The organism is Rhodococcus sp. A14, from assembly GCF_011603105.1.
Lineage (GTDB): Bacteria > Actinomycetota > Actinomycetes > Mycobacteriales > Mycobacteriaceae > Rhodococcus_F > Rhodococcus_F opacus.
On the sequence record NZ_JAAOQS010000127.1, the window covers coordinates 1 to 23,152 of the forward strand.

24 protein-coding genes and 1 pseudogene are annotated in these 23,152 nt (G+C 67.9%); 9 read left to right on the forward strand and 16 right to left on the reverse strand.

The window, feature by feature from the left end; genetic code table 11:
- Positions 1-142: 142 nt before the first annotated feature.
- Positions 143-952 (reverse strand): CPBP family intramembrane glutamic endopeptidase, encoded by an 810-nt coding sequence (locus tag G9373_RS48405; protein ID WP_005262397.1) that lies wholly within the window; start codon positions 950-952, stop codon positions 143-145.
- Positions 953-1,138: 186 nt separating this feature from the next.
- Here G9373_RS48405 and G9373_RS38755 point away from each other — a divergent pair, with 186 nt between their 5' ends.
- Together G9373_RS38755 and G9373_RS38760 are read left to right on the forward strand one after the other, a co-directional pair.
- The gene (locus G9373_RS38755) at positions 1,139-2,284 is read left to right on the forward strand and encodes a TIGR03364 family FAD-dependent oxidoreductase (protein ID WP_054247960.1); all 1,146 of its coding nucleotides are present in this window, start codon (positions 1,139-1,141) and stop codon (positions 2,282-2,284) included.
- Between the two features lie 49 nt (positions 2,285-2,333).
- Positions 2,334-3,035, forward strand: a complete 702-nt coding sequence (locus G9373_RS38760; protein ID WP_120660061.1) for a phosphonatase-like hydrolase — start codon at positions 2,334-2,336, stop codon at positions 3,033-3,035.
- 13 nt (positions 3,036-3,048) lie between these two features.
- Here the strand turns inward: G9373_RS38760 and G9373_RS38765 are convergent, their stop codons facing one another.
- The gene (locus tag G9373_RS38765) at positions 3,049-3,804 is read right to left on the reverse strand and encodes a GntR family transcriptional regulator (RefSeq protein WP_120660062.1); all 756 of its coding nucleotides are present in this window, start codon (positions 3,802-3,804) and stop codon (positions 3,049-3,051) included.
- A gap of 122 nt (positions 3,805-3,926) precedes the next feature.
- On the opposite strand from G9373_RS38765, the gene G9373_RS38770 reads away from it, so the two are divergent.
- The gene (locus G9373_RS38770) at positions 3,927-4,952 is read left to right on the forward strand and encodes an alpha/beta hydrolase (protein ID WP_167120264.1); all 1,026 of its coding nucleotides are present in this window, start codon (positions 3,927-3,929) and stop codon (positions 4,950-4,952) included.
- Here the strand turns inward: G9373_RS38770 and G9373_RS38775 are convergent.
- From G9373_RS38775 to G9373_RS38785, 3 genes are read right to left on the reverse strand one after another with little or no spacing between them, the layout of a single operon-like run.
- Complete coding sequence (locus G9373_RS38775) at positions 4,870-5,199, reverse strand: hypothetical protein (RefSeq protein ID WP_240482960.1); 330 nt, start codon at positions 5,197-5,199, stop codon at positions 4,870-4,872. The two genes, G9373_RS38770 and G9373_RS38775, sit on opposite strands and share 83 nt — an antisense overlap.
- On the reverse strand, positions 5,196-6,041 hold the full coding sequence (locus tag G9373_RS38780; protein WP_206033397.1) for a DUF692 domain-containing protein: 846 nt from the start codon (positions 6,039-6,041) through the stop codon (positions 5,196-5,198). Before G9373_RS38780 ends, G9373_RS38775 begins: the two co-directional genes overlap by 4 nt.
- Positions 6,038-6,898, reverse strand: coding sequence for a TIGR04222 domain-containing membrane protein (locus tag G9373_RS38785; RefSeq protein WP_167120267.1), 861 nt, complete (start codon positions 6,896-6,898; stop codon positions 6,038-6,040). The genes G9373_RS38780 and G9373_RS38785 overlap by 4 nt, the downstream gene beginning before the upstream one ends.
- Positions 6,899-7,059: 161 nt before the next feature.
- Here G9373_RS38785 and G9373_RS38790 point away from each other — a divergent pair, with 161 nt between their 5' ends.
- On the forward strand, positions 7,060-7,710 hold the full coding sequence (locus G9373_RS38790) for a maleylpyruvate isomerase family mycothiol-dependent enzyme (protein ID WP_120660065.1): 651 nt from the start codon (positions 7,060-7,062) through the stop codon (positions 7,708-7,710).
- A 3-nt stretch (positions 7,711-7,713) separates the two neighbouring features.
- On the opposite strand, the gene G9373_RS38795 is transcribed toward G9373_RS38790, so the two are convergent.
- From G9373_RS38795 to G9373_RS38815, 5 genes are all read right to left on the reverse strand, one after another.
- Positions 7,714-8,055 carry a hypothetical protein gene (locus G9373_RS38795; RefSeq protein WP_005249180.1) on the reverse strand — a complete coding sequence of 114 codons (342 nt, stop codon included), beginning with the start codon at positions 8,053-8,055 and terminating at the stop codon, positions 7,714-7,716.
- Between the two features lie 153 nt (positions 8,056-8,208).
- A complete protein-coding gene (locus tag G9373_RS38800) occupies positions 8,209-8,877 on the reverse strand; it encodes an SDR family oxidoreductase (protein WP_005561667.1) in 669 nt (222 codons plus the stop codon).
- 55 nt (positions 8,878-8,932) lie between these two features.
- Positions 8,933-9,337: a TIGR03668 family PPOX class F420-dependent oxidoreductase gene (locus tag G9373_RS38805; RefSeq protein ID WP_167120271.1), complete on the reverse strand. Its 405-nt coding sequence runs from the start codon at positions 9,335-9,337 to the stop codon at positions 8,933-8,935.
- Positions 9,337-9,918 (reverse strand): hypothetical protein, encoded by a 582-nt coding sequence (locus G9373_RS38810; RefSeq protein ID WP_064080315.1) that lies wholly within the window; start codon positions 9,916-9,918, stop codon positions 9,337-9,339. The genes G9373_RS38805 and G9373_RS38810 overlap by 1 nt, the downstream gene beginning before the upstream one ends.
- A 58-nt stretch (positions 9,919-9,976) precedes the next feature.
- Entirely contained in the window at positions 9,977-10,597 is a 621-nt protein-coding gene (locus G9373_RS38815) for a LysE/ArgO family amino acid transporter (RefSeq protein WP_054247963.1), read from the reverse strand.
- 72 nt (positions 10,598-10,669) lie between these two features.
- Here G9373_RS38815 and G9373_RS38820 point away from each other — a divergent pair, with 72 nt between their 5' ends.
- Positions 10,670-11,545 (forward strand): LysR family transcriptional regulator ArgP, encoded by an 876-nt coding sequence (locus G9373_RS38820; protein WP_133985816.1) that lies wholly within the window; start codon positions 10,670-10,672, stop codon positions 11,543-11,545.
- A 45-nt stretch (positions 11,546-11,590) separates the two neighbouring features.
- Positions 11,591-12,589 (forward strand): PHP domain-containing protein, encoded by a 999-nt coding sequence (locus G9373_RS38825; protein ID WP_005262376.1) that lies wholly within the window; start codon positions 11,591-11,593, stop codon positions 12,587-12,589.
- Between the two features lie 56 nt (positions 12,590-12,645).
- On the opposite strand, the gene G9373_RS38830 is transcribed toward G9373_RS38825, so the two are convergent.
- On the reverse strand, positions 12,646-13,455 hold the full coding sequence (locus G9373_RS38830; RefSeq protein WP_065492771.1) for an MBL fold metallo-hydrolase: 810 nt from the start codon (positions 13,453-13,455) through the stop codon (positions 12,646-12,648).
- A 41-nt stretch (positions 13,456-13,496) separates the two neighbouring features.
- Entirely contained in the window at positions 13,497-14,264 is a 768-nt protein-coding gene (locus G9373_RS38835) for a thiazole synthase (RefSeq protein WP_054247949.1), read from the reverse strand.
- Positions 14,265-14,476: 212 nt separating this feature from the next.
- On the opposite strand from G9373_RS38835, the gene G9373_RS38840 reads away from it, so the two are divergent.
- Positions 14,477-14,692, forward strand: a complete 216-nt coding sequence (locus G9373_RS38840; protein WP_005564647.1) for a hypothetical protein — start codon at positions 14,477-14,479, stop codon at positions 14,690-14,692.
- 14 nt (positions 14,693-14,706) lie between these two features.
- On the opposite strand, the gene G9373_RS38845 is transcribed toward G9373_RS38840, so the two are convergent.
- The 4 genes from G9373_RS38845 to G9373_RS38860 all read right to left on the reverse strand — a co-directional run bounded on the left by G9373_RS38845 (position 14,707) and on the right by G9373_RS38860 (position 20,816).
- Positions 14,707-16,875, reverse strand: coding sequence for a serine/threonine-protein kinase (locus G9373_RS38845; RefSeq protein ID WP_005564648.1), 2,169 nt, complete (start codon positions 16,873-16,875; stop codon positions 14,707-14,709).
- A 39-nt stretch (positions 16,876-16,914) separates the two neighbouring features.
- Positions 16,915-17,925 carry a glutamate ABC transporter substrate-binding protein gene (locus G9373_RS38850; RefSeq protein ID WP_043788757.1) on the reverse strand — a complete coding sequence of 337 codons (1,011 nt, stop codon included), beginning with the start codon at positions 17,923-17,925 and terminating at the stop codon, positions 16,915-16,917.
- Positions 17,925-19,271 (reverse strand): hypothetical protein, encoded by a 1,347-nt coding sequence (locus G9373_RS38855; protein ID WP_054247962.1) that lies wholly within the window; start codon positions 19,269-19,271, stop codon positions 17,925-17,927. The genes G9373_RS38850 and G9373_RS38855 overlap by 1 nt, the downstream gene beginning before the upstream one ends.
- A 141-nt stretch (positions 19,272-19,412) precedes the next feature.
- Positions 19,413-20,816, reverse strand: coding sequence for an amino acid permease (locus tag G9373_RS38860; protein WP_005262364.1), 1,404 nt, complete (start codon positions 20,814-20,816; stop codon positions 19,413-19,415).
- Positions 20,817-21,464: 648 nt separating this feature from the next.
- Here G9373_RS38860 and G9373_RS38865 point away from each other — a divergent pair.
- Positions 21,465-23,012, forward strand: coding sequence for an amino acid permease (locus G9373_RS38865; protein ID WP_005564656.1), 1,548 nt, complete (start codon positions 21,465-21,467; stop codon positions 23,010-23,012).
- A pseudogene (locus G9373_RS38870) lies at positions 23,009-23,152 on the forward strand (pyridoxal 5'-phosphate synthase lyase subunit PdxS); the annotation flags it as partial. The gene G9373_RS38865 and the pseudogene G9373_RS38870, both read left to right, overlap by 4 nt.

Here is a 23,152-nt window from a genome sequence, read left to right on the forward strand (position 1 = left end):
CCCGCACCCGAACCGCCGGTGAATTACCCGCCTCCCCCCGCGCCGGCGCCCGCACCGCCGCAGCAGATTCAGGTGCAGATACCGGGTCTGCCACCCATCGTCATCCCCATTCCCAACTGAGGGTCGGTCGCGGAGTACTCGGCTACAGGGTGACGAGGGCGGTGTTGATCACGATCGCCTGGGTGAAGAGCGTCCAGTCGTTGATGATGTGCGCGCCCGTCGAGACCCACAGATTCTTGGTGCGGATGTAGGCGAGTGTGAGGATCAGTCGGGCCCCGCCGATCACGATGAAGGCCTGAGCGAAGTTCCAGTCGTAGGTTGGTAGATGGGCGGCGCCGAACCACACCGCACTGAGCAGCCAGGCCAGGACGATCGCGGTCTTACGGGACAGCTTCGCCTTGGCGAACAGGAAGTACATCAACGCGAGGAACGGGACGATGGTGAAGACTTCTTCGCCAACCAACTGGATCCCGGTTCCGACGTAGAACGCGGCGGTGTCGAGTGCACCACCCTCGCCCGCACCGTCGACGGCCTTGTTGGACGCTACCCCGAACAGGGCCCGCACGATCAACGCCAGCACCGACGTGACAACGAGGTTGAGCACGGCGAAGCCGATCATCGTGAGGACGTCCCGGCCGTGCACCTTCCGGAACAACGCTGTCCAGTGCTCGCGCGTCACCATCGCCAGCACGACGAGCGGGATACCGACGAACAGGATGCGCGGAATGAGCGCAACGAAGTTGTCGGTCTGCGGGAGGAGGATCAAGGCCGCGAAGCCGACTGCGACCGAGGCCCATGCCAGGGCCCACTGCCGCACCGACAGCGCGGTCGGCGTCCCGTTGTAGAAGGGGAAGTCGGCGTCGTCACGGCGCTCGATCAGGGGACCGAAGCGGTCGTTCGACGACGCCGCTTCGTGGACGGGAACGGCACTCGGGCCGGAACCACTACTCACGATCAGCCCCTCTGCAGGTGGGTGGACTCAGGTGGCAATTTTCGCAGCAACCCCCGACCGCGACCACCCGACGCGCCCGCCGGGTCGCACAACGGACGGTTAACGGAAAGCGACTTATATATACCTGCGGCAAATTTCTTGTACTTGTATTGACATGTTGTCCTGGGTGGGTCCACAGTGAGTCGCATGACAACTCAACGACGCTACGACGTGGTGGTCGTCGGTGCCGGAATCGTCGGCCTCGCGCACGCGTATCACGCGCGCAACCGAGGCCTGTCCGTGGCGGTGATCGACCACGCCGACCGCGTTGCGGGGGCGTCCGTCCAGAACTTCGGCCACGCCTGCATCACCGCCCAGTCGGGCGTCGCCCGCGACTACGCCCAAGCGGGCCGGGAGCACTGGCTCGACCTGGCACGCAAGGCCGGGTTCTGGTCCGCCGAATCCGGAACGTACTGTGTGGCAAGACATGACGACGAGCTGGCAGTCATGACCGAGTTCGCGGCCGTACGCGGACCGGCCGAAGTGGAACTGCTGTCCCGAGACCGGATCCTCGGCGCGTTACCCATCGTCGGCGACCGCGTCGTCGGGGGCATGTACATGGCCGACGACCTCCAGGTGAACCCGCGGGAAGCGGCCCCCGCCATTGCGCAGTGGCTCGAAGTGTCGGGCGTCGACTTCTTCTGGCGGACCGCCGCAACCGGATTCGAGACCGGCGTCGTTCATACCTCGCGGGGCGATCTGCACGCGGCGACGGTGTTCGTCACCGTCAACTACGACATCGACCGCCTGTTCCCGGGGCCGGCCGAGCGCGGGGGGCTCCTGCGGTGCCGGCTCCACATGATGCGCGCGAGGATTCCGTTGTCCGCGCCGTTGCCCGCACCGCTGTTCACGGGCTGGTCGCTCGTGCGGTACAGCGGTTTCGAGAATCTTCCCGCGACCGCGGCGCTCGCGGCACGGCTCCGCGACGAGTACCCCGACTACGTCGACCTCGGCCTCCACCAGATGTACACACCACAGCCCGATGGATCGATCCTGCTGGGCGACACCCACATCCGCGAGATCTCGGCCGAGCCGTTCCAGTCGGAGAAGGGGTTCGAGGTGCTGATCCGTGAAGCCGCCGCCCTCTTCGGCGTCTCGGACGTCACCGTCACCGAACGCTGGCAGGGCGTGTACAGCTCGGCCCCCGATTCGGAATTCCTGATCGAGGAGCCGATCGACGGCGTGCACATCGTCACCGTGACCACCGGGATCGGCATGACCACCGGCATGGGCCTGGCGAAGGACCGCATCGACCACGTCTTCGGCCACGAAACCGCGTCCGCCTTGGCGTAACAGCAGTATCCCGCACGCACATTCACCGAACACCGAGAGGGACACGACAATGGGAACACATCACCGCGACATCAGCCTCGTCGTCTTCGACATGGCAGGCACCACCGTGGAGGACAGCGGGCTGGTCCAGCAGTCCTTCCTCGCCGCGGACGCGCATGCCGGACTGTCGAAGACGGAGGAGGACCGCCTGCGGATGCTCGACTACGTCTCCGACACCATGGGCCAGTCCAAGATCGTCGTCTTCCGCCATCTCAGCGGCGGAAACGAGGAGCAGGCGCAGGCCGCGAACAAGGAATTCGAACGCTGCTACTCGCAACTCGTCGACGACGGCCGGTGCAGCGCCGTCCCCGGCGCCGAGGAACTCTTCGGTTCGCTGCGTGAGCAGGGCATCAAGACGGCGCTCACCACCGGGTTCGCGCGCGAAACGCAGATGTCGATCATCCGCGCGCTCGGCTGGCAGGACGTCGCCGACGCCGTGTTGTGCCCCGGAGACGGCGTCCGCGGCCGCCCCTTCCCGGACCTGGCGCTGACCGCGTTGATGCGCACCGGCGCCCCGTCCGTGCAGTCCATGGTGGTGCTCGGCGACACCACGTCCGACGTCACCACCGGCCTCCGCGCCGGAGCACTCGCCTCCGTGGGCGTGCTCACCGGCGCCCACGACGCCACCCAGCTGGCCGGGGCCGGGGCCACCCACGTGCTCGACAGTGTCGCGGACCTGCCCGGTCTGCTCGCCGAACTGCGCAACGCCTGATGCCGGCGGCCGGCTAACTTCCGTTGCCGTCGTCCGACGGAAGGCGGGGGTCGATGGTGCGGGCGTTCACGATGCTGAAGGCGACGAGGTCGGGACGGTACCGATCGTCCGCGTACTCGAACGTGTCGCCGTTCTGATCCCGCGACGTCCGACGTTCCCGAAGCAACGGGCTGCCGGGGTCGATCCCGAGATTCTCGGCGTCGACCCCGGTCGCGGCGACGGCGTCGAGCACGTGCTCCATCGATTCGAAGCGGACGCCGCGCGAGGTGAGGTAGTCGGTGATCGATCCGGTGTCGATGTCGAACTCGAACAGCAGGGAGCCGACGCGCTCGGTGAACGTGCTCCGCTCGATCATCGTCGGTTCGCCGTCCAGCAGCCGGACGCGGAGCACCTCGACGACGAAGTCGTCCGTGGTCAATCCCAATGCGCCGGCGGCAGGTTCGGACACGCGGCGACGCGAGATCTCGAGCGTGTGGCTCCCCGCGGCGCGGCCGGTGCGACGCGCCCATTGGGAGAACGGTGTGAACGTGTCCAGGGTCTGCGTGATGTCGTGGCTTCGCACCACGGCCGGCTTCCCCTGGGACAGCAGGATCAGCCCCTCGTTCTTCAATGTCGCCAGCGCTTGGCGCACGGGACCGCGGGACACCTCGAACTCCGCGCACAGCATGCTCTCGCTGGGCAGCGACTCACCCACCGCGTACTGCCGCTGCATGATGCGCTGCCGGAGCTGGAGTGCGACGAACTCATGGCGGGAGCGTGCCTCCACCATTGCGCATCACTCCACTTCCCCGGTCGGTCGACGATCGCCACTGCGAGTCAGGTGCATTCTAATGGCGTCGTCGCTACGCTACATTGCGAGAACACGTTCCAGCCGGTGGAGGGATGCGGAGAATGGCGTCGTCGACGGAGCGGATCGTCACGGTCGACGGATTCCGTTGGCAGATTACCGAACTGGGTGACGGCCCACCCGTCGTCCTGTGCCACGGATTCCCGGGCCTCGGCTACAGTTACCGACATCAGATGCGGGCCCTCGCGGCGTCCGGGTACCGCGCGATAGCCCCGGACATGCCCGGCTACGGCGGCACCGACGTGCCCCGCGACATAGACGACTACACGAACGAGCGGGTGTCGGACGCGCTGATCGGTCTGCTCGACAGTCTCGGTCACGAGCGTGCCGTGTTCGTCGGCCACGACTTCGGCGCGCCGGTCGCATGGACCGTCGCACTGCGCCACCGCGCACGCGTGTCCGGGCTGGTGCTACTGGCCGTCCCCTACGCACCCGACCGGTTCCCGCTGCGACCGTCGGAGCTCTATGCGTCGATGGCGCGCAAGCACTTCCTGCACATCCACTACTTCCAGGAACCGGGTGTCGCCGACCGCGAACTCGACGCCGATCCCCGCGGATTCCTGCACCAGCTGTTCTACGCGTTGTCGGGCGCCTACCGCTATCTGGACATCTGGCAGCACCCCTCGGACGGCAACGGCTACCTGGACGTGTTACCCGAAGCCCCACCCCTGCCGTGGTCGTGGCTGACGGAGGACGAGTTCGACCATTATGTGGAGGTCTTCACCCGGACGGGATTCACCGGCGGACTGAACTGGTACCGGGCGTACGACGCCAATTGGGAACGCTCCAGGAATCTCGCCGGAGCCGACATCGAGGTGCCGACGCTGTTCGTGGCCGGTGCGCACGATCCCGTCCTCACGATGAGTGGTGCGCAGGCCCTCGACCGGATGCGCGACACCGTCCCCGACTTGCGCGGACTCCATCTCGTCGAGGGCGCCGGGCACTTCGTCCAGCAGGAAAGACCGGAAGAGGTGAACGAGTTGCTGCTCACGTTCGTCGCGGGCCGAACAGGCGACGACGACGGCGACTCGGCTCGGGCAGGTGACCGATCGACTCGAGGTGTGCGGTGAACGCCTCCGCGTCCGCGTGAGTGCTCCCCTTCGGCCTGCCCTCGGCCCAGTCGGCGAACAGCGCGAAGAATCGGTCGCCGAGGGCTGCGCGGACGTGGGGAAGGTGAGCGCCCACTTCCCCGGACCGCTTGCGGAGCAGGGCCTTCGATGCGGTGTCGATCGCGTCGCGGTCGAATCCCTCCGGCAGCTCTCCCCCTGCGACGAGAGCCCGGACCAATGCCGCCTGCCGCCCCGCCAGCCCGGTCACGGCGGACTCCACACAACGCCGCCGGTGACCCGGCCGAACCCGGCCGCATCCGCGATCGCATCCAACTCGGCGAACAACTCCCGGGCGGGCGGGTAGTTCCCGTCGCGCTCGAGCATCATCGCGGGAGCGCCCCCGGATGCCCACTGCCGGACCAGATCCAGCATCTCGCCGGGCACCGGGTCGGTGTGGGTGTCGTGATACGTGCCGCCTCGTTCGGATCCCCCGGCGACGTGGCAGTACGCCACGCGTTCGAGGGGAAGCCGCCGGAGTTCCTCACCGGCGTGGCGGCCGCGGTTGCGGGCGTTCGCGTAAACGTTGGCGATGTCCAGCAGCAGGTAGACGCCGGTGCGTTCGACGAGTTCGGCCAGGAACTCACTCTCGGAGTATTCGTCGTCCGGCCAGTCGAACAGGGCCGCGATGTTCTCCACGGCCAGCGGCACCGGCAGGCACTCCTGCGTGCGCCGGACGTTGCGCACCAGCACGTTCAGGGCTTCCGCCGAGCGCGGCACCGGCAGCAGGTGCCCGGCGTCGAGACCGCCCGCCCGCACGAACGCGACGTGCTCGCTGACGAGCGGCGCACCGAGCGCGTCGGCGCACCGAGCGAGATGGTCGATCCGGTGCTGCTCGACGCCGTCCGCGCCACCCAGCGACAGCGAGATGCCGTGCGGGACGACGGGAACCCCCAGCGACCGCAGTTCGTCCGGAACGCCGACTCCACGCCGCCGGACGGGCAGCGATTCGGCGATCACCTCGCAGAACCGCAGCCCGTCGAGCCGGTCGATGATCCCGCAGATCTCCGGCCGCCAGCCGATGCCGACGCCGGGCCCGATCAGGGCGGTCATCCCCCGCACCCCCCACCGCCGCCGCAGCCTCCGCCGCCGCACGAGCTGTCGCCGCCGCTGCTGCCACCGTCACTGCTGCTGCTGTCGGAGATACCGGCCGCGCTCGCGAAACCGGGGGAGAACAGGCCGACGGTTCCCATCCCGAACAGTGCAGTCGATAGCGCGATCGGCGTCGGTCCATACGCGGTGAGCGACGGGCGCATCCGCGGCGCCAGGTACGAATGTGTGCGGCGCAGGCGCTGCAGTTCCGCAGTGCCCTGGGGCGTCCTGCGGCCGGTCCGGCGAACGAGCTCCCGCGAGGCCGAGAGCAGAACCACCGCGACCAGCAGGAAGCCGATCGGCTTTCCGCCGGAGAACCCGGCGACGAGGCGTGCGACGCCGATGGCCACGACGACGAGGATCGGGAGGGTCGCGCGGCGATTCCAGGCCTTCTGTTCGGGTCCGGTGAGCAGCCCCTGCGCGATCAGGGTGGCCCGCAGCTGGTCGAGCGGGGCCTGCAACCGGCCCGGGAGCCGAACGTTGACGAGGGCGCTGCGGCCGGAGGCGAGTTCGTCGTAGAGGGCCCGCGTGAACGATCCGAGGCCGTTGTCCGCGACTCCCCACCCCCGCAGGATCGTCCCGTCGGTGGAGATGAGGTCAGCTCCGCGCAGCAGGGTCAGGGAGGCAGCGATGGCCCGATCGTCGCTGGTCAGCATCCCGGCCTGCACCGGATCGAGACGAATACCGGCGGTCGGGGCGGGCGCGGTGCCGTGGGACCGGAGGAACACCGCCAGCCCGACCGCGAGCACAGCGGCGGTGACGTAGATCACCAGAAAGGTCTCGCTCGGTATCCCCCATGTAGCGGATTCGTTGTACATTGCACACCACCTTTCAACCACGTTGTCCGACAGTCGATCTCAGTATCGGTACGAATGGCCCCTCTGCACCCGCCGGGTACCGATCGTCACCGTTCCGTTCTCGGGATCCTGGGGATACGTCGTGGGGTGGGCTGTGGGTGGCATCGCCTAGCATCGTCTGCATGACATCGCCGCGTGCCGCACTGTCGTATGCCGAACTGCTCGAGGCGGTTGCCGAATCGCACAGGACGGTGGAGGCGACGCTGGAGGGGTTGACCGACGAGCAGGCGCGGGAGCCGTCGCTGCTGCCGGAGTGGAGCCGGGGGCACGTCGTCACGCACCTCGCAAGGAACGCGGACGCGCTCAACCGGTTCGCCGTCGGGGTGATCACCGGCGAGGCCGCACCCGAGATGTACCCGGGAGGTCCGGCCGCGCGGGCCGCGGCGATCGAGGAGGGGGCCGGACGTCCGGCCGAACTGCTGGTGGCCGATTTCCGCTTCGCGGGACGGCGGGTGATCGAGTCGCTACGCCGGATCACCGAGGATCTGTACGAGACGCCGGTGAACTGGCGTCAGCGGGTGCCTGCGCGACAGGTGCCGGTGCTGCGGTGGCGCGAGCTCGAGATCCACCACGTCGACCTGGGGCTCGACTACTCGGCTGCCGACTGGCCGGGGGCCTTCGTGGAGCACACGCTGGAATCGGAGCTGCCCGCGCTGGCGGCCCGGTATCCGGACGTCGGGGTGCCGGAACTTCCGCGCACCGAACTGCTGGCGTGGGTTATCGGACGCCCCACGCGGGAGGGGCTGCCGCCCGTGCCCGCGTGGCCGTTCTGATCGTCAGGCGTACTCGACGTTCTCGAACGTGTCGGCGTCGTCGAGCGCGTCCCAGATGATCGCGTAGCGCTTGTGGGTCATCTCGTCGGCATCGACGAGCAGAGCGTCGAACAAGGTCTTCGGGTTGTCCTGCCACGTCTGAACCAGGCTTGCGACCGCCTGGGGCGTGAACAGACCCGACCGCGCTGCCGCCTCGATCCACTCGTCGAAGTCGCCGGCGTAAATCCGCTCGACTGCTTCGCGATCGACCTCGCCGTCACCGAGATCGAGAGTGAACATCGTCGCGAAGACGTCGCCGTCGACGGCGACGACGGTGTCGCTGTGCATACGCTGGTCGGTGTTCATCGTGGGGATACCTCCTGGGAGTCAGCTCGTTCATCCTGACTCACGTTTGCGGCCTCTGCTGATGAGAAGAACTGTAGGGCGACTAATTGTGAGCAGCTTAAAGCCTTTCTGTGAGATCAATCTGTGATCTATCTCACGCAGGTTTCTTCGCTGTCAGCGCACCCTCAACACGACTTCTGTGGGGTGCGCGTCACCCGGTGTCTCCACCGCGTTGCGCACGGCTTTTGCGACCGTCGACGGCTGCAGATACTTCTCCGGCCGGTATTCGTCGCCCTCGCCGGCCACGATGGCGCGCTGCATATCGGTGTCGATCCGCCCGGGGTGAATTGACGTGACGCGCAGTAACGGTTCCTCGAGCCGCAGTGCGTCACCGAACGCCCGCAGGGCGAATTTGCTCGCCGCATACGACGCCCAGCCGGCGTTCGCGCGGAGCCCGGCGCCCGAGTTGATCAGGACGACGTGCCCACCCGCGGCCCGGAGGGCGGGCAGCAGCAGCCGGGTCAGTTCGGCCACCGCGATGACGTTCGCCTCGAGCGTGTGCCGCCACTGTTCGACGGTCGACTCCCCCACGGTCGCGAGATCGGCGACGCCGGCGTTGTGGACGACCACGTCGAGCCGTTCGATCGGGGCGCACGCAGCCGCCAGCGCGTCGTAATCGGTCAGCTCGACCGGCCAGGGCGTGGCGCCCGGCAGTTCGTCGAGGATGCCGGTCAGCGACTCCGGCGACCGGGCGCCGAGCAGGAGGTCGTGGGTCGGTGCGAGTTCGCGGGCGATGGCGGCTCCGAGGCCACGGCTCGCGCCGGTGATCAGGGCTGTGGGCATGCTGTCGAGGCTAGCGCCCGTGAGTACTTATCAACCGCGGGCGGTTAATAAGTACTCACAGGGCGGACCAGTGGTGCCACGCCAGGTCGTGGATCGCGATCACCGGTCCGTCCGGGCGGCGGTCGACGTACTGTGGATACTTCGCGGCGAGGACGTCGATCGCGGCGCCGCCCTCCGGGGAGTCGGCTGTGAGGACTTCGGCCCGACCGTCTACCCGCACCCACCACAGGTGGTCCCAGTTCTCGTCGTAGTGGTCCACGAGCAGGGTGACGGCGGGGTTGGCCGCGATGTTCGTCAGGCGCCGTAATGCCGTGCTGCGCTTCGGTTTGTGGTCGACGCAGGAATAGATCGTGTCGGAGTCGAGCGCGAAGACGAGCGGGACGAGGTGCGGCACCCCGTCCACCCCGACCGTGGCGAGCCGTGCGACGCGGGCGGCCGCGAATCGCGCGACGGCGTCCATCACGGTTCCATCAGGTAGTCGCCGCTCACCGGTTCCGGGAGAGCGGGAATGCCCAACGGGCGCTTGAAGTATGCCCACGGGAACCACAGCGTCCCGACCTTCTGCCAGCCGTCGGCCTCGAGTTTCTGACGGCTCGCCGGCGCCGACACGCGGGTGTGCTCCCACTGCTCCTCGGACTTGCGGACGGTGTGGAACAGGGTGCCGAACCCGACGGAGTGCCAGCCGTACGAGCCGGCGTGGTTGAGGATGCGCATCTCGTTGAACGCGGTGAGCGGGGTGAGCCGGCGGGTCCGGCCGTCCGGGTCGGTGTCGGGGGCGTCGCCGATCCGCTTGCCGAAGCGTTGTTGCGCCGCCTGCCGCGACATGCCGAGTGCGGCGCCGACCGTGTCCCAGCTGTGCCCGGCGGAGCGCGCGGCGGCGATCGCGGAGACCAGCAGTTCGTCGACCGACTCCCGTGCCTGCGAGGTGAGCCGGACGAGCGCCAGGTAGGCGGCGGGGTCGTGGTCCAGCCCCGGGTCGATCTCGGGGTCCGCCTTGGCGATCGCGTCCGACAGCAGTTGGGTGAGCGCGGCATCCGGCATGTGTCAAGTATTGGTTGACACGAGTCGCATTGTCAACCAAATGTTGACTAGGTGGTGACTAACTCGTGACGAGGGTGATGCCGAGGGTGAGCATCAACGCGGCGATCCCGGCGTCGAGCACGCGCCACGCGCCGGGGCGGGCGAACACGCGGTGCAGGAACTGGGCACCGTACCCGAGCGCGAGGAACCAGACGACGCTCGAGGTGGCGGCACCGAGGCCGAACAGCCACCGGCCCGAATCGCCCTGGTTGTTGGCCACCGAGCCGAGCATCAGCACCGTGTCGAGGTACACGTGCGGGTTGAGCCACGTGAGTGCGAGGCAGGTGAGGATCGACGTCGCGAGGGTCGCCGATCCGATTTCCTGCGTGGCATCGAGCGTTCCGGGGCGCAGGGCGCGGCGAGCGGCGAGCACCGCGTAGGAGACGAGGAATGCCGCACCCGCCCACCGGATCACGGTGATGGCGGCTGGAGCGTGCGCGAGAACGGCGCCGATCCCGCTGATCCCGACGGCAATGAGCACGGCGTCCGATACCGCGCACAGCACGACCACCGGCAGGACGTGCTTGCGCGCGATCCCCTGTCGCAGGACGAACGCGTTCTGCGCGCCGATCGCGACGATCAGCGACAGGCCGGTACCGAAGCCGGCCGCCGCCGTGAGCAAGGCAGGGGTGAGATCCATGAGAACCACGCTACGAAGCCCGAGGCCATCAATCCAGCTAATTATCCTTCATTGCCATTAGCATCGCTTCATATGGACCTCGACCTGGCTTCGCTCCGCACGTTCGCCGCCGTGATCGACGAGGGCACCTTCGACGCCGCGGCGCGGGTACTGCACATCACGCCGTCCGCCGTGAGCCAGCGGATCAAGGCACTCGAGCAGCAGGTGGGACGCGTCCTGGTGCAGCGGGCCAAGCCGGTCCGGGCCACCGAGTCCGGTCACGTCGTGCTCACGCTCGCCCGCCGGATGGCCCACCTCGAGCGCGAGGCCATGTCGTCCCTCAATCCCGAGGAGGCGACGACGAGCACGCTGTCGCTGGTCGTCAACGCGGATTCGCTGTCCACGTGGATGATTCCGGCCCTGGCCCGCCTGGCGCCGGAGCATCGGGCACTGTTCGACCTGCATCGGGAAGACGAATTCCACTCGACCACCCTGCTGAAGGAGGGCACGGTGATGGCCGCGGTGACGTCCGTCCCGGAGGCGGTGCAGGGCTGCACCGTGGAGAAGCTGGGGTCGATGCGGTACCGGGCGCTCTGCAGCCGCGACTACGCCGAACGCTGGCTCCCGGACGGCCCGACACCGGATGCCCTCGCGGTGGCACCGATGCTCGACTTCGACCGCAAGGACGAACTGCAGGCCCGGTTCCTGCGCGGATTCACACGGCGCCGACTGCAGCCGCCGCGACATTTCGTTCCCGGGTCTTCGGCGTTCTCCGACGCCGTCCGCCACGGACTGGGCTGGGGACTGCTACCGGAATTGCACACCGGCGACGACCACGGGCTCGTCGAACTCGACCCGTCCCGCCCGGTCGACGTCCCGCTGTACTGGCAGCGGTGGAAGCTGGATTCGCCGATCCTCGCGGCGCTCACCACCGCGGTCCGGGACGGGGCGCGCGAAGCGTTGCGGTGACGTCCGGGTGGGCGCAACACTGGAGGCATGGACGCCGACAGCCCGATGGACCCGGTGCAGGCCTTGCGAGAGACAGCGTTCTGGCTCGAGCGGTCGCGTGCGGAGACACACCGTGTGAAGGCGTACCGCCGCGCGGCCGACGTGGTGGCCGAACTGTCCGAGGAGCAGCGGGACGTCCGTCAGCGCACCGACAGCTGGAAGGACCTGCCGGGCATCGGACCCAAGACGGCGACCGTGATCCGGGAGGCGCTCGACGGCGTGCCCGTCTATCTCGCGGAATTACGGGAGAACGCGGAGCCGATCGGCGGCGGTGCGCTGCGGGAGGCGCTGAAAGGCGACCTGCACACGCATTCGGACTGGTCGGACGGCGGCAGCCCCATCGACGAGATGATGCGCAGCGCGGCCGCTCTGGGTCACGAATACTGTGCTCTGACAGACCATTCGCCACGTCTGACGGTCGCGAACGGGCTGTCGGCGGAGCGGTTGCGTTCTCAGCTGGAGGTGATCGCCGAACTGAACGAGGAACTGGCACCGTTCCGCATCCTCACCGGCATCGAGGTCGACATCCTCGACGACGGTTCACTCGACCAGGATCCGGATCTGCTCGACGAACTCGACATCGTCGTCGCCAGCGTGCACTCCAAGTTGCGGGCGGAGCGCGGGGCGATGACCCGCCGGATGGTCCGGGCGGTGGAGAATCCGCTGGTGGACGTGCTGGGGCACTGCACCGGCCGACTCGTCGAAGGTGGGCGCGGGACCCGGCCTGAGTCGACGTTCGACGCGGAGCAGGTGTTCACCGCCTGCCGCGACAACGGCACCGCCGTCGAGATCAACAGCCGTCCCGAACGCCGCGACCCGCCGAGCCGTCTCATCGATCTGGCCATCGACGTGGGGTGCCTGTTCTCGATCGACACCGACGCGCACGCCCCCGGGCAACTCGCCTGGCAGGGGTACGGATGCGAGCGGGCAATGCGGTGCGGTGTCGAGGCCGACCGCGTCGTGAACACGTGGTCCGCCGACGACCTGCTGGAATGGGCCAAGTAACGCCCGTGCGTGGCTGACGAGTGCAGGGACTCGTCAACCACGCACGGGCCGAAGGCCTAGCCCCGCTCTCCGGCCAGTTCCTCGAACAGTGTCGGGTCGTGGGCGGAGAAGACGCGCACCCGCGGCGCCACCTGATTGTTCAGTTCCCGGAGCCGGCGATGATTGCCGCGGATCTTCGAACGGTCCACCGCGATCAGCTCTTCCATCACCCGCAGGGCGCGACCCTCGGTTCCCGGTGATACCTGTCCGGGGGCGGCGACGGTGCTGCGGTGGTAGAAGGCGTCGCCCGCGTGCAGCAGCCAGCCCTTCTCGCCGGTGTCGACGGCCACCGCCGCGTGACCGCGGGTGTGGCCGGGCATCGGGACGAGCACGATGCGGTCGCCGACACCGGCGATCGGGTAGGTGTCGGAGAACCCGAGCACGGATTCGCCCGGCCCCGAATAGGTGTGCAGCGTGGGTTCGGGGGTGAGCTGGGCGGGACGGTAGCGGACCTTCTCCCGGAACGACGAACGTCCTTCCGACGCCGTTCGTTCCGCGGCGGTGGTGTGCAGGGTGGCGTTCGGGAAGTCGGCGACGCCGCCGATGTGGTCGAAGTCGAGATGGGTCGCGACGATGTGGGTCACGTCCGCAGGATTCAGGCCCAGCTTCTCGAGCCGGCGGACCGCCGTCTCCGACTCCCGGAACCGGGCGCCCATCAGGTTCGCGTACCGGCCGACGCGTCCGGTGGGATCGGCGACGTCCGCCAGCCCGAAGCCGGAGTCGACCAGCACGATGCCCGCGTCGGTTTCACACGCCAGCACATGGCACACCAACCGCCCGATGAGCGCCGAGGAGAACGAGCCGCAATTGAGGTGGTGTACCCGCATGGGGGCTCACGCTAGCCGAGTCGGTGTTCGCGGGGCGCCGATTACACCGCGACCGGTGACGACGCCTGTGCCCAGAACCGTTTCGGTATTCGTCCGGCGTTGCGGGCGCGGCGCCCGGCCGTGACTGCTCCGGCCATCGCCGCGGCCATCAGCGGAGGGTCCGCGGCTCTCGTCACCGCCGTGGCGAGCAGTACGGCGTCGCAGCCGAGTTCCATCGCCAGTGCTGCGTCGCTCGCGGTGCCGATCCCGGCGTCGAGAATGACCGGGACGTCGGTGCGCGCGACGATCATCTCGATGTTGCGGGGGTTCGAGATGCCGAGCCCGGTGCCGATCGGCGACCCGAGTGGCATCACGGCGGCGCACCCGGCATCGACCAGGCGCTGCGCGAGAACGGGGTCGTCGTTGGTGTACGGCAGCACGACGAAGCCGTCGTCCACGAGTTGTTCGGCCGCCGCGACGAGTTCGATCCCGTCGGGCAGGAGCGTGCGCTCGTCGGCGATCACTTCGAGCTTGACCCAGTTGGTACCCAGGGCCTCGCGGGCCAGGCGCGCGGTCAGCACGGCCTCCGTGGCGCCCCGGCAGCCGGCTGTGTTCGGCAACAACGCGATACCCAGTCGGTTCAGCAGTTCGAGCAGCCCGGTCCTCCCTGCGGCGTCCACTCGGCGCATCGCCACCGTCGTCAGTTCGGTGCCGGAGGCGACGAGTGCGTCTTCCAGCACCGAGAGGTTGGCCGCGCCGCCTGTGCCCATGACGAGGCGGGACGAGAAGTCCCGGCCCGCGATCGTGAGTGCGTCGGTGTCAATGCTCATCGGTACCTCTCCGGTCGAGATTTCAGCGAGCACTCGAACCCTACGATCGAATCGTCTCCGACGTCAGAACCACTTGTGCGCTACGTCATAGGTCCAGATTGGACCCCTGTCCCACCGTCTTTCTGGATCTTCTGGACCCGTACCAGATGCCCCAGAGTTGTCAGTGCGATGAGCCCCGTGGACAACGCCACGGCGTCACGATCGGAGTAGAGATGAACACCATGGTCGCGAGCAGGAACCGCACCGCGAGGTCGAGGGAGGAGGAGCGCCTGGCAACGGAACTGGAGGACGCTCGGCGCCGCATCATCGAACTCATGGGCCAGTTGGCCGAAACGGTCCGCAGCCGTGACGCTTTGAGCGACCGCATGCAGGTGATGGCATGGAACGCCCGGTGGGGGCGCGAGCACAACGGATTCGGGGTGCTGTGACCCGAGTTCGGGTGTCACAGCCACGTGGTCGGGCGGATCAGATTGGCGAGATCCACCAGCGTGTACCGGTGCCGGCGCTCGGGTGCCTTGCGGGCGAGGGCCCGGAGCGCCGACTCCGCCCCGGCGCGCAGACCGCGTTCGGTGAACGGCACGCTGAGGATCCTCGTCGTCTCGGGGATGCCGCCGGCGTGCAGCCAGTCCACGGCCACGCCGAGGACGAGCACCCGGGTCTGGAGTGCCCGACGCTCGTCGTGGGCAAGCAGTTCGACTCGCCGGGCGGCCTCCTGCAGATCCCGTTCACTCACCTCGGCGAGGGGCCGATCGTGGACGAGCATCAGCACACTCGTCAACCGGGCCTCGGCATAGTGCCGTGATGTCGGCGGCACCTCGTCGAGCGCCTCCACCGCGGCTGCCCGGTCGTCGCGGTGCTCGAGTTGCCGCGACAGTCCGAACGCCGCACTGACCGCGCCGTGATCCGTGCGCCACACTGTGCAGTAATACTTTTCGGCGGTCCGGCGCCACCGCTCGATGTCCTCGCCGGAGCGGTATTCGCACCACATCTCGGCCGTCGCGGCGAGGGCGAGCTTCGGAGCCTCCTCGCCCGGTAGCGCGGTCAGGACGGAATCGAATCGGGTGAACGCCGCCTCGAAGTCGCCGCCCACCAGCGCGCACAGTCCCGTGTGCCAGTCGACGCGCCACGTGTCCTCGCGTTGGTGGTCGAGGGATTCGAGAATGGTGGCGGCATCACGGGGCTGCCCGAGATCGAGGTGTGCGCGCACTTCGGCGAGCGGGATCTCGATGCTCGTGGACGCCACGCCGTCGTCCGCCGCCTCCTTCGCCCGGTGCAGTGAATCGAGGAGTTCCCTCGGCCGGCTGTGGACGACGGAAAGCAGCGGGGCCGCCGGATCGTCCGGGTCCACCAACGGAATCGGCAGCGCCCGAACGATACTCATCACGCTGATCCGCTCGTCCCGGCGATGCCCGTCGACGTAGACGTCGGTGCGGCTGATCGTGAGGTCGGTCCCGAACGTCGTGCGCTGCGGGCTGAACCGGTGGGACAGCCCCGGATGCGGGTGGCCGGTCTGCTGGGCCCGCACCTCGCGCAGAACACCCTCGAGTTGCGTCGACATCTCCTCGGCCGACGCGAAGCGCCGGGCCGGATCGGGGTGGATGGCCCGGAGCAGCAGCCGGTGGTAGAACTCGTACTCCGCCAGCAGCGGCGCCTCCTCGGGTGTCGGCAGGCCGTCGACGTAACAGCCCCCGGCGGTCGGCATGTCGAGGGTCAGCACGGCCAGCGTGCGCCCGACGGTGTAGATGTCGGAGGCGACGGTGGGACCGGTGGTGGCGATCTCGGGAGCTTGGTAACCCTGTGTGCCGTAGATGTATCCGTGATCGCCGATCCTGGCGACCGCGCCCATGTCGATGAGCTTGAGCTGGTCGTAGTCGTCGCCGATCATGATGTTCTCGGGTTTGAGGTCGTTGTACACCAACCCGATCGAGTGCAGGTATCCGAGCGCGGGCGTGACCTCGAGGAGGTAACGGATGGCGTGCTCCACCGGCAGCATCGGCTTCGGGTCGTCGGGTCCGGCGTCCTCCTTCAGCTCGGTGAGCACGTCGCGCAGGGTTCTGCCCCGGACGTACTCCATCACGATGTAGCCGATGGGATTGCCGTCCATCCCGGGGTGTTCGACGAAGTTGTAGATCTTGACGATGCTCGGATGCGTCACCTCGGCGAGGAACCGGCGCTCGGCGAGTGCCACCTCCTGGGCCACGGGGTCGCCCGAGTGCAGCAGGCCCTTGAGGACCACCCAGCGGTCGCTGACGTTGTGGTCGAGCGCGAGGTAGATCCAGCCGACTCCCCCGTGGGCGAGGCACCCCAGGACCTCGTACTGACCCGCGACCAGTTCGCCCGCCTCGAGTTGCGGCGCGAACGAGAAGACGGTGCCGCAGTGGGTGCACACCCCCTCCGTGTCGCCCGGCCGCGCGGCGGTGGAACGTCCGACGGGGCGCTTGCATCGGTCGCAGTAGCGTTTGTGCTCCGCCAGAACGGGATTGGTCAGGAGCATCGACAGGTCGGAGGTGTGGACGGCGTCCGGCACCGTGCGTGACGAGGGGACGTCCTCATCCTCGTCGTCCGCGAACGGATCGAACCGCACACCCCGGGTGGATTCCGGCTCGTCCATCGGTGTTCGCCTGGTTTCGTCGCTCACGTCGGTGTCACCTCAGTCCCGGTACGTGGGGGCAGGGGGTCCGGCGGCGGGCCCGAGAACCGTCAGCCAGTTGTCGTAGAGCCTCGTCCAGGTTCCGTCCGCACGCATCCGATCCAGTGTGCCGTTCACGAAGCGCACCAGATCGTCGTTGCTCTTGTTGACCCCGATGCCGTACGGCTCCGACTCGAGCGGCGAGCCGACGATCTCCAGATTCGGATCCTGGGCGGCGAGCCCGGCGAGGATGGAGTCGTCGGTGCTCGCGGCGTCGGCCTGCCGCTGCTGGAGGACCACGAGGCAGTCGTCCCAGTCGGGTACCGCCACGATCGTGGCCTCGGGCTGCACTCGGCGAACCGTGTCCAGCGAGGTGGTGTCGCCGACGGAACAGACACGTTTCCCCGCCAGGTCCTCCGGACCGGAGATGCCGGAGCCCTTCGGCACCAGCAGACGCTGATAGGCCTGGAAGTACACGGTGGAGAAGGCGACCCGCTCGGACCGTTCACACGTGATCGACGTGCTCTTGACCACGAGATCCACGTCCTCGTTCTCGAGTGCCTCGAAACGGTCCCCGGACGTGAGCAGGCGGAATTCGACCCGGGAGGGGTCGCCGAACAGGTCTCGCGCGACCTCTCCCGCGACGTCGACGTCGAATCCCATCAGCATGCCGGTGGTCGGATCCCGGAAACTGAAGAGGTTGGTGTTCTGATCGATTCCGACGACCAGTCGGCCACGGGCGGTGATCTCGGCCAGCGAGCTTCCCGGCGCCCGGACGTCCGGTGTGACGGCGGGGCGGAGACTCGCGAGCGCGCCGCAGGAGTCGGGTGCGGGTGGCTCCTCGGGCACGTCGCCGGTCGGCAGAAGGATCTGCGACCCACTCGTCAGCGGCACGTCCGAGTAGTCGCCCTGGACAGTGGGAGTGAGGGGCTGCGGGGTTGCGCATCCGGCCGCGAGGACGGCGACCACGGCAGCGGAGAGTAGGAGGGCGCGCGGCCGCGTCCGCCGTCTCGGTCGACTCACCCGCGTCATCAGTGGTACTCGTTCAGTCTGGGCCAGATCCCCCCACCGACGGCGAACCCGCAGAGCACGCCGATCACCATGCTACCCACCGCGAGCAGCGACAACGAGCGATATGCGTCGGCCATCCCGTGGAGTTCCTCGCTGCGGAATCGGTCGATGCCGTCCTGCAACGACTCGTCGAGCGCCGCGAAGGTGGCGGGGGACGCCGAGTCCGCGGGGCCGATCGCGATGGCCTTCGCCCCCGGGTAGTCCCCCATGTCGAGCTTCTCCTGCAGCATGGTGTGTGCGCGCCGCCAGTCGGCGAGTGCGGTCACGGCGGCGTCGATCGGCGGTGTCGTCGCCGGACCGTGATCGCCGTCCTGCAGCCCTTCGAGGATGTCGGCGAGTTCGGCCGACCGCCGAGCGTAGTCGATCTCGGACTGTTCGTCGGAGCCGCGCTGCAGCAGCGCGAGGGTCTCGTCCGCCCGGGCCTGCTGGGCGAGGATCCGCGCCTGGGTGATGGTGCCGAGTGGTTGCGCCCCTTCGGTTCTGGCCCGGTCCGTGGCTGCGGTGGAGACCAGGGTGGCGGCGGCCAGCCAGATCAGGAGGGAGGCGGCGAGGAAGGACGCGAGGACGAGTCCGGGATTGACGCGGCGTTTGCTCTTGCGCGCCAGATACACCTGAGCGACGACGAGCGCGACGAGCAGGGCGACGGCGACGGCGAACGCGGCTCTCGGGAGCCGCCCGGTGAGGACCTGGGTGTCGGCGACGGACCTCGACTGTTCCGAGTAGAGACTCTCGGCTGCGGGCAGGATCGTGTCCTGCATCATCGTGGAGGCGTCGCTGAGATAGGCGACGCCGACCGGGTTGCCCGACCGATTGTTGGCGCGGGCGGTGGCGATCAGGCTGGTGTAGTCGGCGAGGTTCCGCGACACCTCGGACAGCAGCGCGAGGGCCGCGGCGTCTGTCGAGGCAACGCCGTTCGACGCGGTGACCAGCGCGTTCGACGCGTCCCCGATCGCCTGGTTGTACCGATTGCGGACGGCGATCGGCTCGACACCGCCCGAGATGAAGGACGTGGCGGCCGCGGCGTCGGCGATGGACAGGGAACTGTAGAGCCGTTCGGCCGCGTAGGTGAGGGGTTCGGTGTGCGTCCGCAGGGTCTCGATGCGCTGTTGCCGGGCACCGATCGCCGCCGACGTGATCGCCCCGGTCATGAGCGCGGCGGTCACGAGGGCGATCCCCAGCACGGACAGTCGTCCCGGGGTCGAGACGAGGAATTCCCGCCACGGCCGGCGCCGGGATTCGGGCTCGACGAGCAGGGACTCGTCCAGCGAGTGTTCTTCGGTGACGGCGTCGTCTCCGCGGTGGAACACGGTGTCCTCCTCCGCCGAGGTCTTCTGCAAGTGTGCCCCGATTGCCGGCGGGTCGTGCCGGAAAAGCCGATGTCGCATCGGACCCACAGAGAAGGACAGGGACCGCTGGTGCGGTCCCTGTCCTTCGGTACGGCGGGTGCGTCAGGGTTGCTCGTGGGTGACGACTCCGACGAGTTGCTCCGCGTCGGCACCGTCGGCAGGCGATTCCGCGGGCGGCGTGACGGTGTCGAGGCGTTCGGCGCTGGTGCGACTGCGCCGGCGGAACTCGTACCCGATCAGGATGAAGGCGAGAGTCACCACACTCAGCCAGAACTGCGAACGGGTGGTGGGGAGCACGGCCATGGCGGCGATCACGGCCCCCATCAGGGCGATGGTCGCGTAGCTGAGCCAGGGGAACAGCCACATCTTCAGGCTGAGGGCCTCGGGATCTCGAGCCTCCAGTTTCCTGCGGAGCGCGACCTGGGAGATCGCGATCATGAGGTAGACGAAGAGCGCCACGGCGCCGTACGAGTTGACCAGGAACGAGAACACGAGGTCCGGGGAGACGAACGCCGCGATCACCGACGCGTAGCCGATCACCGTTCCGGCGAGGATCGCGCGCCTCGGCACGCCACCGCCGGACAGGCGGGTGAACATGTGCGGGGCATCGCCGTTGCGGGTGAGTGCGAAGAGCATCCGCGAGGAGGTGTACAGCGCCGAGTTCAGGCAGGACAGCACCGCGGTGAGGATGACGACGTTCATGATCGTGGCGACACCGGGAATGTGCAGGGCGGAGAGCGCTGCCGCGTAGGGGCTGACTCCGACGGCCTCCGTGCTCCACGGCACCACCGCGACGACCACGAAGATGGAACCGACGTAGAAGGTGATGATCCGGACCACGATGGAGCGCATCGCCCGGGCGACCGCCTTCTTGGGTTCTGCGGACTCGGCGGCCGCGATGGTCACGATCTCGGCACCGGTGAAAAAGGCCACGCAGGGGACGACCGCGGCGAGCACCGCGCCCCAGCCGAGCGGAGCGAATCCGCCGTGGCTGACGAGGTTCGCCACGCCGGGGGTCGAATCCGGCCACAGTCCGGTGATCCACAGTGCGCCCAACCCGAGGAAGAGGACGATCGCGATCACCTTGATCGACGAGAACCAGTACTCGAATTCTCCGAACGAACGCGCTGATACGAGATTGGTGCAGGTCAGGATCACGAGAAGGCCGAGGCTGAGAATCCACAGGGGCGCGGACGGGAGGTAGAGCTGGAGTATTCGGCCGCCGGCGATGGCTTCGACCGCGACGACGATGACGAAGAAGTACCAGTACATCCAGCCGACCGAGAAGCCGGCGCGATTGCCGAGCGCTTCCCTGGCGTACACGTAGAACGATCCGACCACCGGCCGGGCCACCGCCATCTCCGCCAGCATCCGCATGATCAGGAGTGTGATGACCCCCGCGATGAGAAACGACACGATCGCCGCCGGGCCTGCGCTCTCGATGACGACGCCGCTGCCGACGAACAATCCGGCACCGATCACGCCGCCCAGGGCGATGAGGTTCATGTGCCGTTTCTTCAGGCCCTTTCCGAGGCCGGAGTCCTGGGATTGGACCGGGGGTGGTGTTGAAGTCACGTTTTCCTCCACTGTGCGCTGACCGGAATCGTCAGGTCGCCATCGCGATCCGGGGTCGGATCGTCGGCGGTTGGAACGGAGAACAGTGCCGGCGGAGATACGGGAGACGATCCACCGCGAACTGAACTGTTGATGTGATGCACAACACTGTATGGAGGGTCCGGTGGGCAGCACAGGGCCAGTTCCACGGCACGTCTGAGGACCAGTTCGTTGCCACTGGTCACAGGGTAGGGGTGTTCGCACGGCCTCGAGGGTGCGTACCGGCGCCGGGGGATCCAGATGTGCCGGGAAACCGTTCGGCCAGGCCATGCGAACGCGCTCCTTCTGGTGATGATCGCTGTCCTCCCAGTTCAGAGGCTTTCCCGGTCGTCGGTTCCGCGGTCGAACTGGTCCCATCGCTTGCGCGGCAACTGGCTCTGGGCGAGATCTGGCACCAGTCGTAGTGTGAGGTGAACACCAAAATAAGTGATGTGGATCACACGTACGATTGGGTCGCTGAACCGGTGGGTGCCCGCATCGACGTACGACCGACGAGGTCGGGTCAGGTGAGGGCCACGGCAGCGCCTTCTGGAGGAAAATGTGGACAGTACCGTTCCCGGACACACCGACAGTTCAGGTCTCGGCAAGGGCCTGAAGCGCAGGCACATGAACCTCATCGCCCTGGGCGGGGTGATCGGCGCCGGTCTCTTCGTGGGCAGCGGTGTCGTCATCGGCGGTGCCGGTCCCGGCGCCATCATCTCCTTCCTCATCGCAGGCATCATCACGTTGCTGATCATGCGGATGCTGGCGGAGATGGCGGTGGCCCGGCCGGTGGTCGGATCGTTCTACGTCTACGCTCGCCAGGCCCTGGGGCGTCGCGCCGGGTTCGCGACGGGGTGGATGTACTGGTACTTCTTCGTCATCGTGGTCGCGGTCGAGGCCATCGCCGGCGGCCGGATCCTGCAGCTCTGGCTGCCGATGATTCCGCTGTGGCTCCTGAGCCTGGGGCTGATGCTCCTGCTGACGGCCACCAACATGGTGTCCGCCCGCTCCTACGGCGAGTTCGAATACTGGTTCTCGTCGATCAAGGTGGTGGCGATCGTTCTGTTTCTCGGGATGGGCGCCCTCTGGATCACCGGACTGTGGCCCGATTCGACGCCCGGGCTCGGCAACCTCGTGAACCACGGCGGCTTCACCCCGCTCGGCTGGGGTGCGGTGCTCGCAGCGGTCGTCCCCTGCGTCGCCTTCTACACGGGAGCCGAGATCGTGACGATCGCCGCTGCCGAGTCGGAGGAGCCGAAGCGTGCTGTCGCCCATGCCATGCGGTCGATCGTGGTGCGGATCGTGACGTTCTACGTCGGTTCGATTCTCGTGGTCGTCACGATCCAGCCGTGGAACACCGAGAGTGTCGGTGTGAGCCCGTACGCCGCGGTGCTCGAGGTCCTGGGAATTCCCGGTGTCGCGACGATCATGAACTTCATCGTCCTCACCGCGGTCCTCTCCTGCCTGAACTCGGCGCTGTACACCACGTCCCGAATGCTGTTTGCACTCACCCGCAACGGCGACGCCCCGAAGTTCTTCACGACGCTGTCCCGCAACGGCGTGCCGCGTCGTGCGATCCTGCTCGGCACCACCGTCGGATACGTGTCCGTCGCCTGCACCTACGTGTGGGGCGACGTCGTCTTCGGCTTCCTCGTCAACTCGTACGGCGCCGTCGCGCTCTTCGTGTACCTCCTGATCGCCATCTCCCAGGTGGTGCTCCGACGTCGACTCGAGCGCGAAGACCCTGAGGCACTGCAACTCCGGATGTGGCTGTTCCCGTGGCTGAGCTACGCCACCATCGCCCTGATGGCCACCGTCATCCTCGCGATGGCGTTCCTCCCGTCCACCCGCTCCCAGTTCCTCATGAGCGGTCTGACGTTGATCGTCATCCTGATCAGCTACCAGGTACGGAAGTTGCTCGGCAAGGGCGGTCACGACGACGAATCACTGTCCGGTGCTCCCCCGATCGGGTCCGCGGACGAGTCGGTCGCGGAGGCCGAGAAGCGCATCGAGTCCGTGGAGACGCTCGGCGGCTCGGACATCGAACTGCTGGCGGCTGCGCAACAGAAGCCGCACACCCATCGTCACCAGAGGAGACAGTCGTGAACAGTTCCGCCGTCGGTACGGCGCGCGTCAAGCGTGGCATGGCCGAGATGTTGAAGGGCGGGGTCATCATGGACGTCGTCACCCCCGATCAGGCGAAGATCGCCGAGGACGCCGGTGCGGTGGCGGTCATGGCGCTCGAG

Excerpts from the sequence above, each read along its gene's own strand:
- G9373_RS38820 (WP_133985816.1), top strand. The coding sequence starts at position 10,670 with ATGGACCTCGACCTGGCTTCGCTCCGCACGTTCGCCGCCGTGATCGAC.
- G9373_RS38805 (WP_167120271.1), bottom strand. The coding sequence starts at position 9,337 with ATGGACGCCGTCGCGCGATTCGCGGCCGCCCGCGTCGCACGGCTCGCC.
- G9373_RS38795 (WP_005249180.1), bottom strand. The coding sequence starts at position 8,055 with ATGAACACCGACCAGCGTATGCACAGCGACACCGTCGTCGCCGTCGAC.
- G9373_RS38830 (WP_065492771.1), bottom strand. The coding sequence starts at position 13,455 with ATGCGGGTACACCACCTCAATTGCGGCTCGTTCTCCTCGGCGCTCATC.
- G9373_RS38810 (WP_064080315.1), bottom strand. The coding sequence starts at position 9,918 with ATGCCGGATGCCGCGCTCACCCAACTGCTGTCGGACGCGATCGCCAAG.
- G9373_RS38765 (WP_120660062.1), bottom strand. The coding sequence starts at position 3,804 with ATGGTGGAGGCACGCTCCCGCCATGAGTTCGTCGCACTCCAGCTCCGG.
- G9373_RS38845 (WP_005564648.1), bottom strand. The coding sequence starts at position 16,875 with ATGGACGAGCCGGAATCCACCCGGGGTGTGCGGTTCGATCCGTTCGCG.
- G9373_RS38785 (WP_167120267.1), bottom strand. The coding sequence starts at position 6,898 with ATGTACAACGAATCCGCTACATGGGGGATACCGAGCGAGACCTTTCTG.
- G9373_RS38790 (WP_120660065.1), top strand. The coding sequence starts at position 7,060 with ATGACATCGCCGCGTGCCGCACTGTCGTATGCCGAACTGCTCGAGGCG.
- G9373_RS38760 (WP_120660061.1), top strand. The coding sequence starts at position 2,334 with ATGGGAACACATCACCGCGACATCAGCCTCGTCGTCTTCGACATGGCA.
- G9373_RS38770 (WP_167120264.1), top strand. The coding sequence starts at position 3,927 with ATGGCGTCGTCGACGGAGCGGATCGTCACGGTCGACGGATTCCGTTGG.
- G9373_RS38815 (WP_054247963.1), bottom strand. The coding sequence starts at position 10,597 with ATGGATCTCACCCCTGCCTTGCTCACGGCGGCGGCCGGCTTCGGTACC.
- G9373_RS38850 (WP_043788757.1), bottom strand. The coding sequence starts at position 17,925 with ATGACGCGGGTGAGTCGACCGAGACGGCGGACGCGGCCGCGCGCCCTC.
- G9373_RS38860 (WP_005262364.1), bottom strand. The coding sequence starts at position 20,816 with ATGAACCTCATCGCCCTGGGCGGCGTGATCGGTGCCGGATTGTTCGTC.
- G9373_RS38780 (WP_206033397.1), bottom strand. The coding sequence starts at position 6,041 with ATGACCGCCCTGATCGGGCCCGGCGTCGGCATCGGCTGGCGGCCGGAG.
- G9373_RS38800 (WP_005561667.1), bottom strand. The coding sequence starts at position 8,877 with ATGCCCACAGCCCTGATCACCGGCGCGAGCCGTGGCCTCGGAGCCGCC.
- G9373_RS38840 (WP_005564647.1), top strand. The coding sequence starts at position 14,477 with ATGAACACCATGGTCGCGAGCAGGAACCGCACCGCGAGGTCGAGGGAG.
- G9373_RS38755 (WP_054247960.1), top strand. The coding sequence starts at position 1,139 with ATGACAACTCAACGACGCTACGACGTGGTGGTCGTCGGTGCCGGAATC.
- G9373_RS38825 (WP_005262376.1), top strand. The coding sequence starts at position 11,591 with ATGGACCCGGTGCAGGCCTTGCGAGAGACAGCGTTCTGGCTCGAGCGG.
- G9373_RS38835 (WP_054247949.1), bottom strand. The coding sequence starts at position 14,264 with ATGAGCATTGACACCGACGCACTCACGATCGCGGGCCGGGACTTCTCG.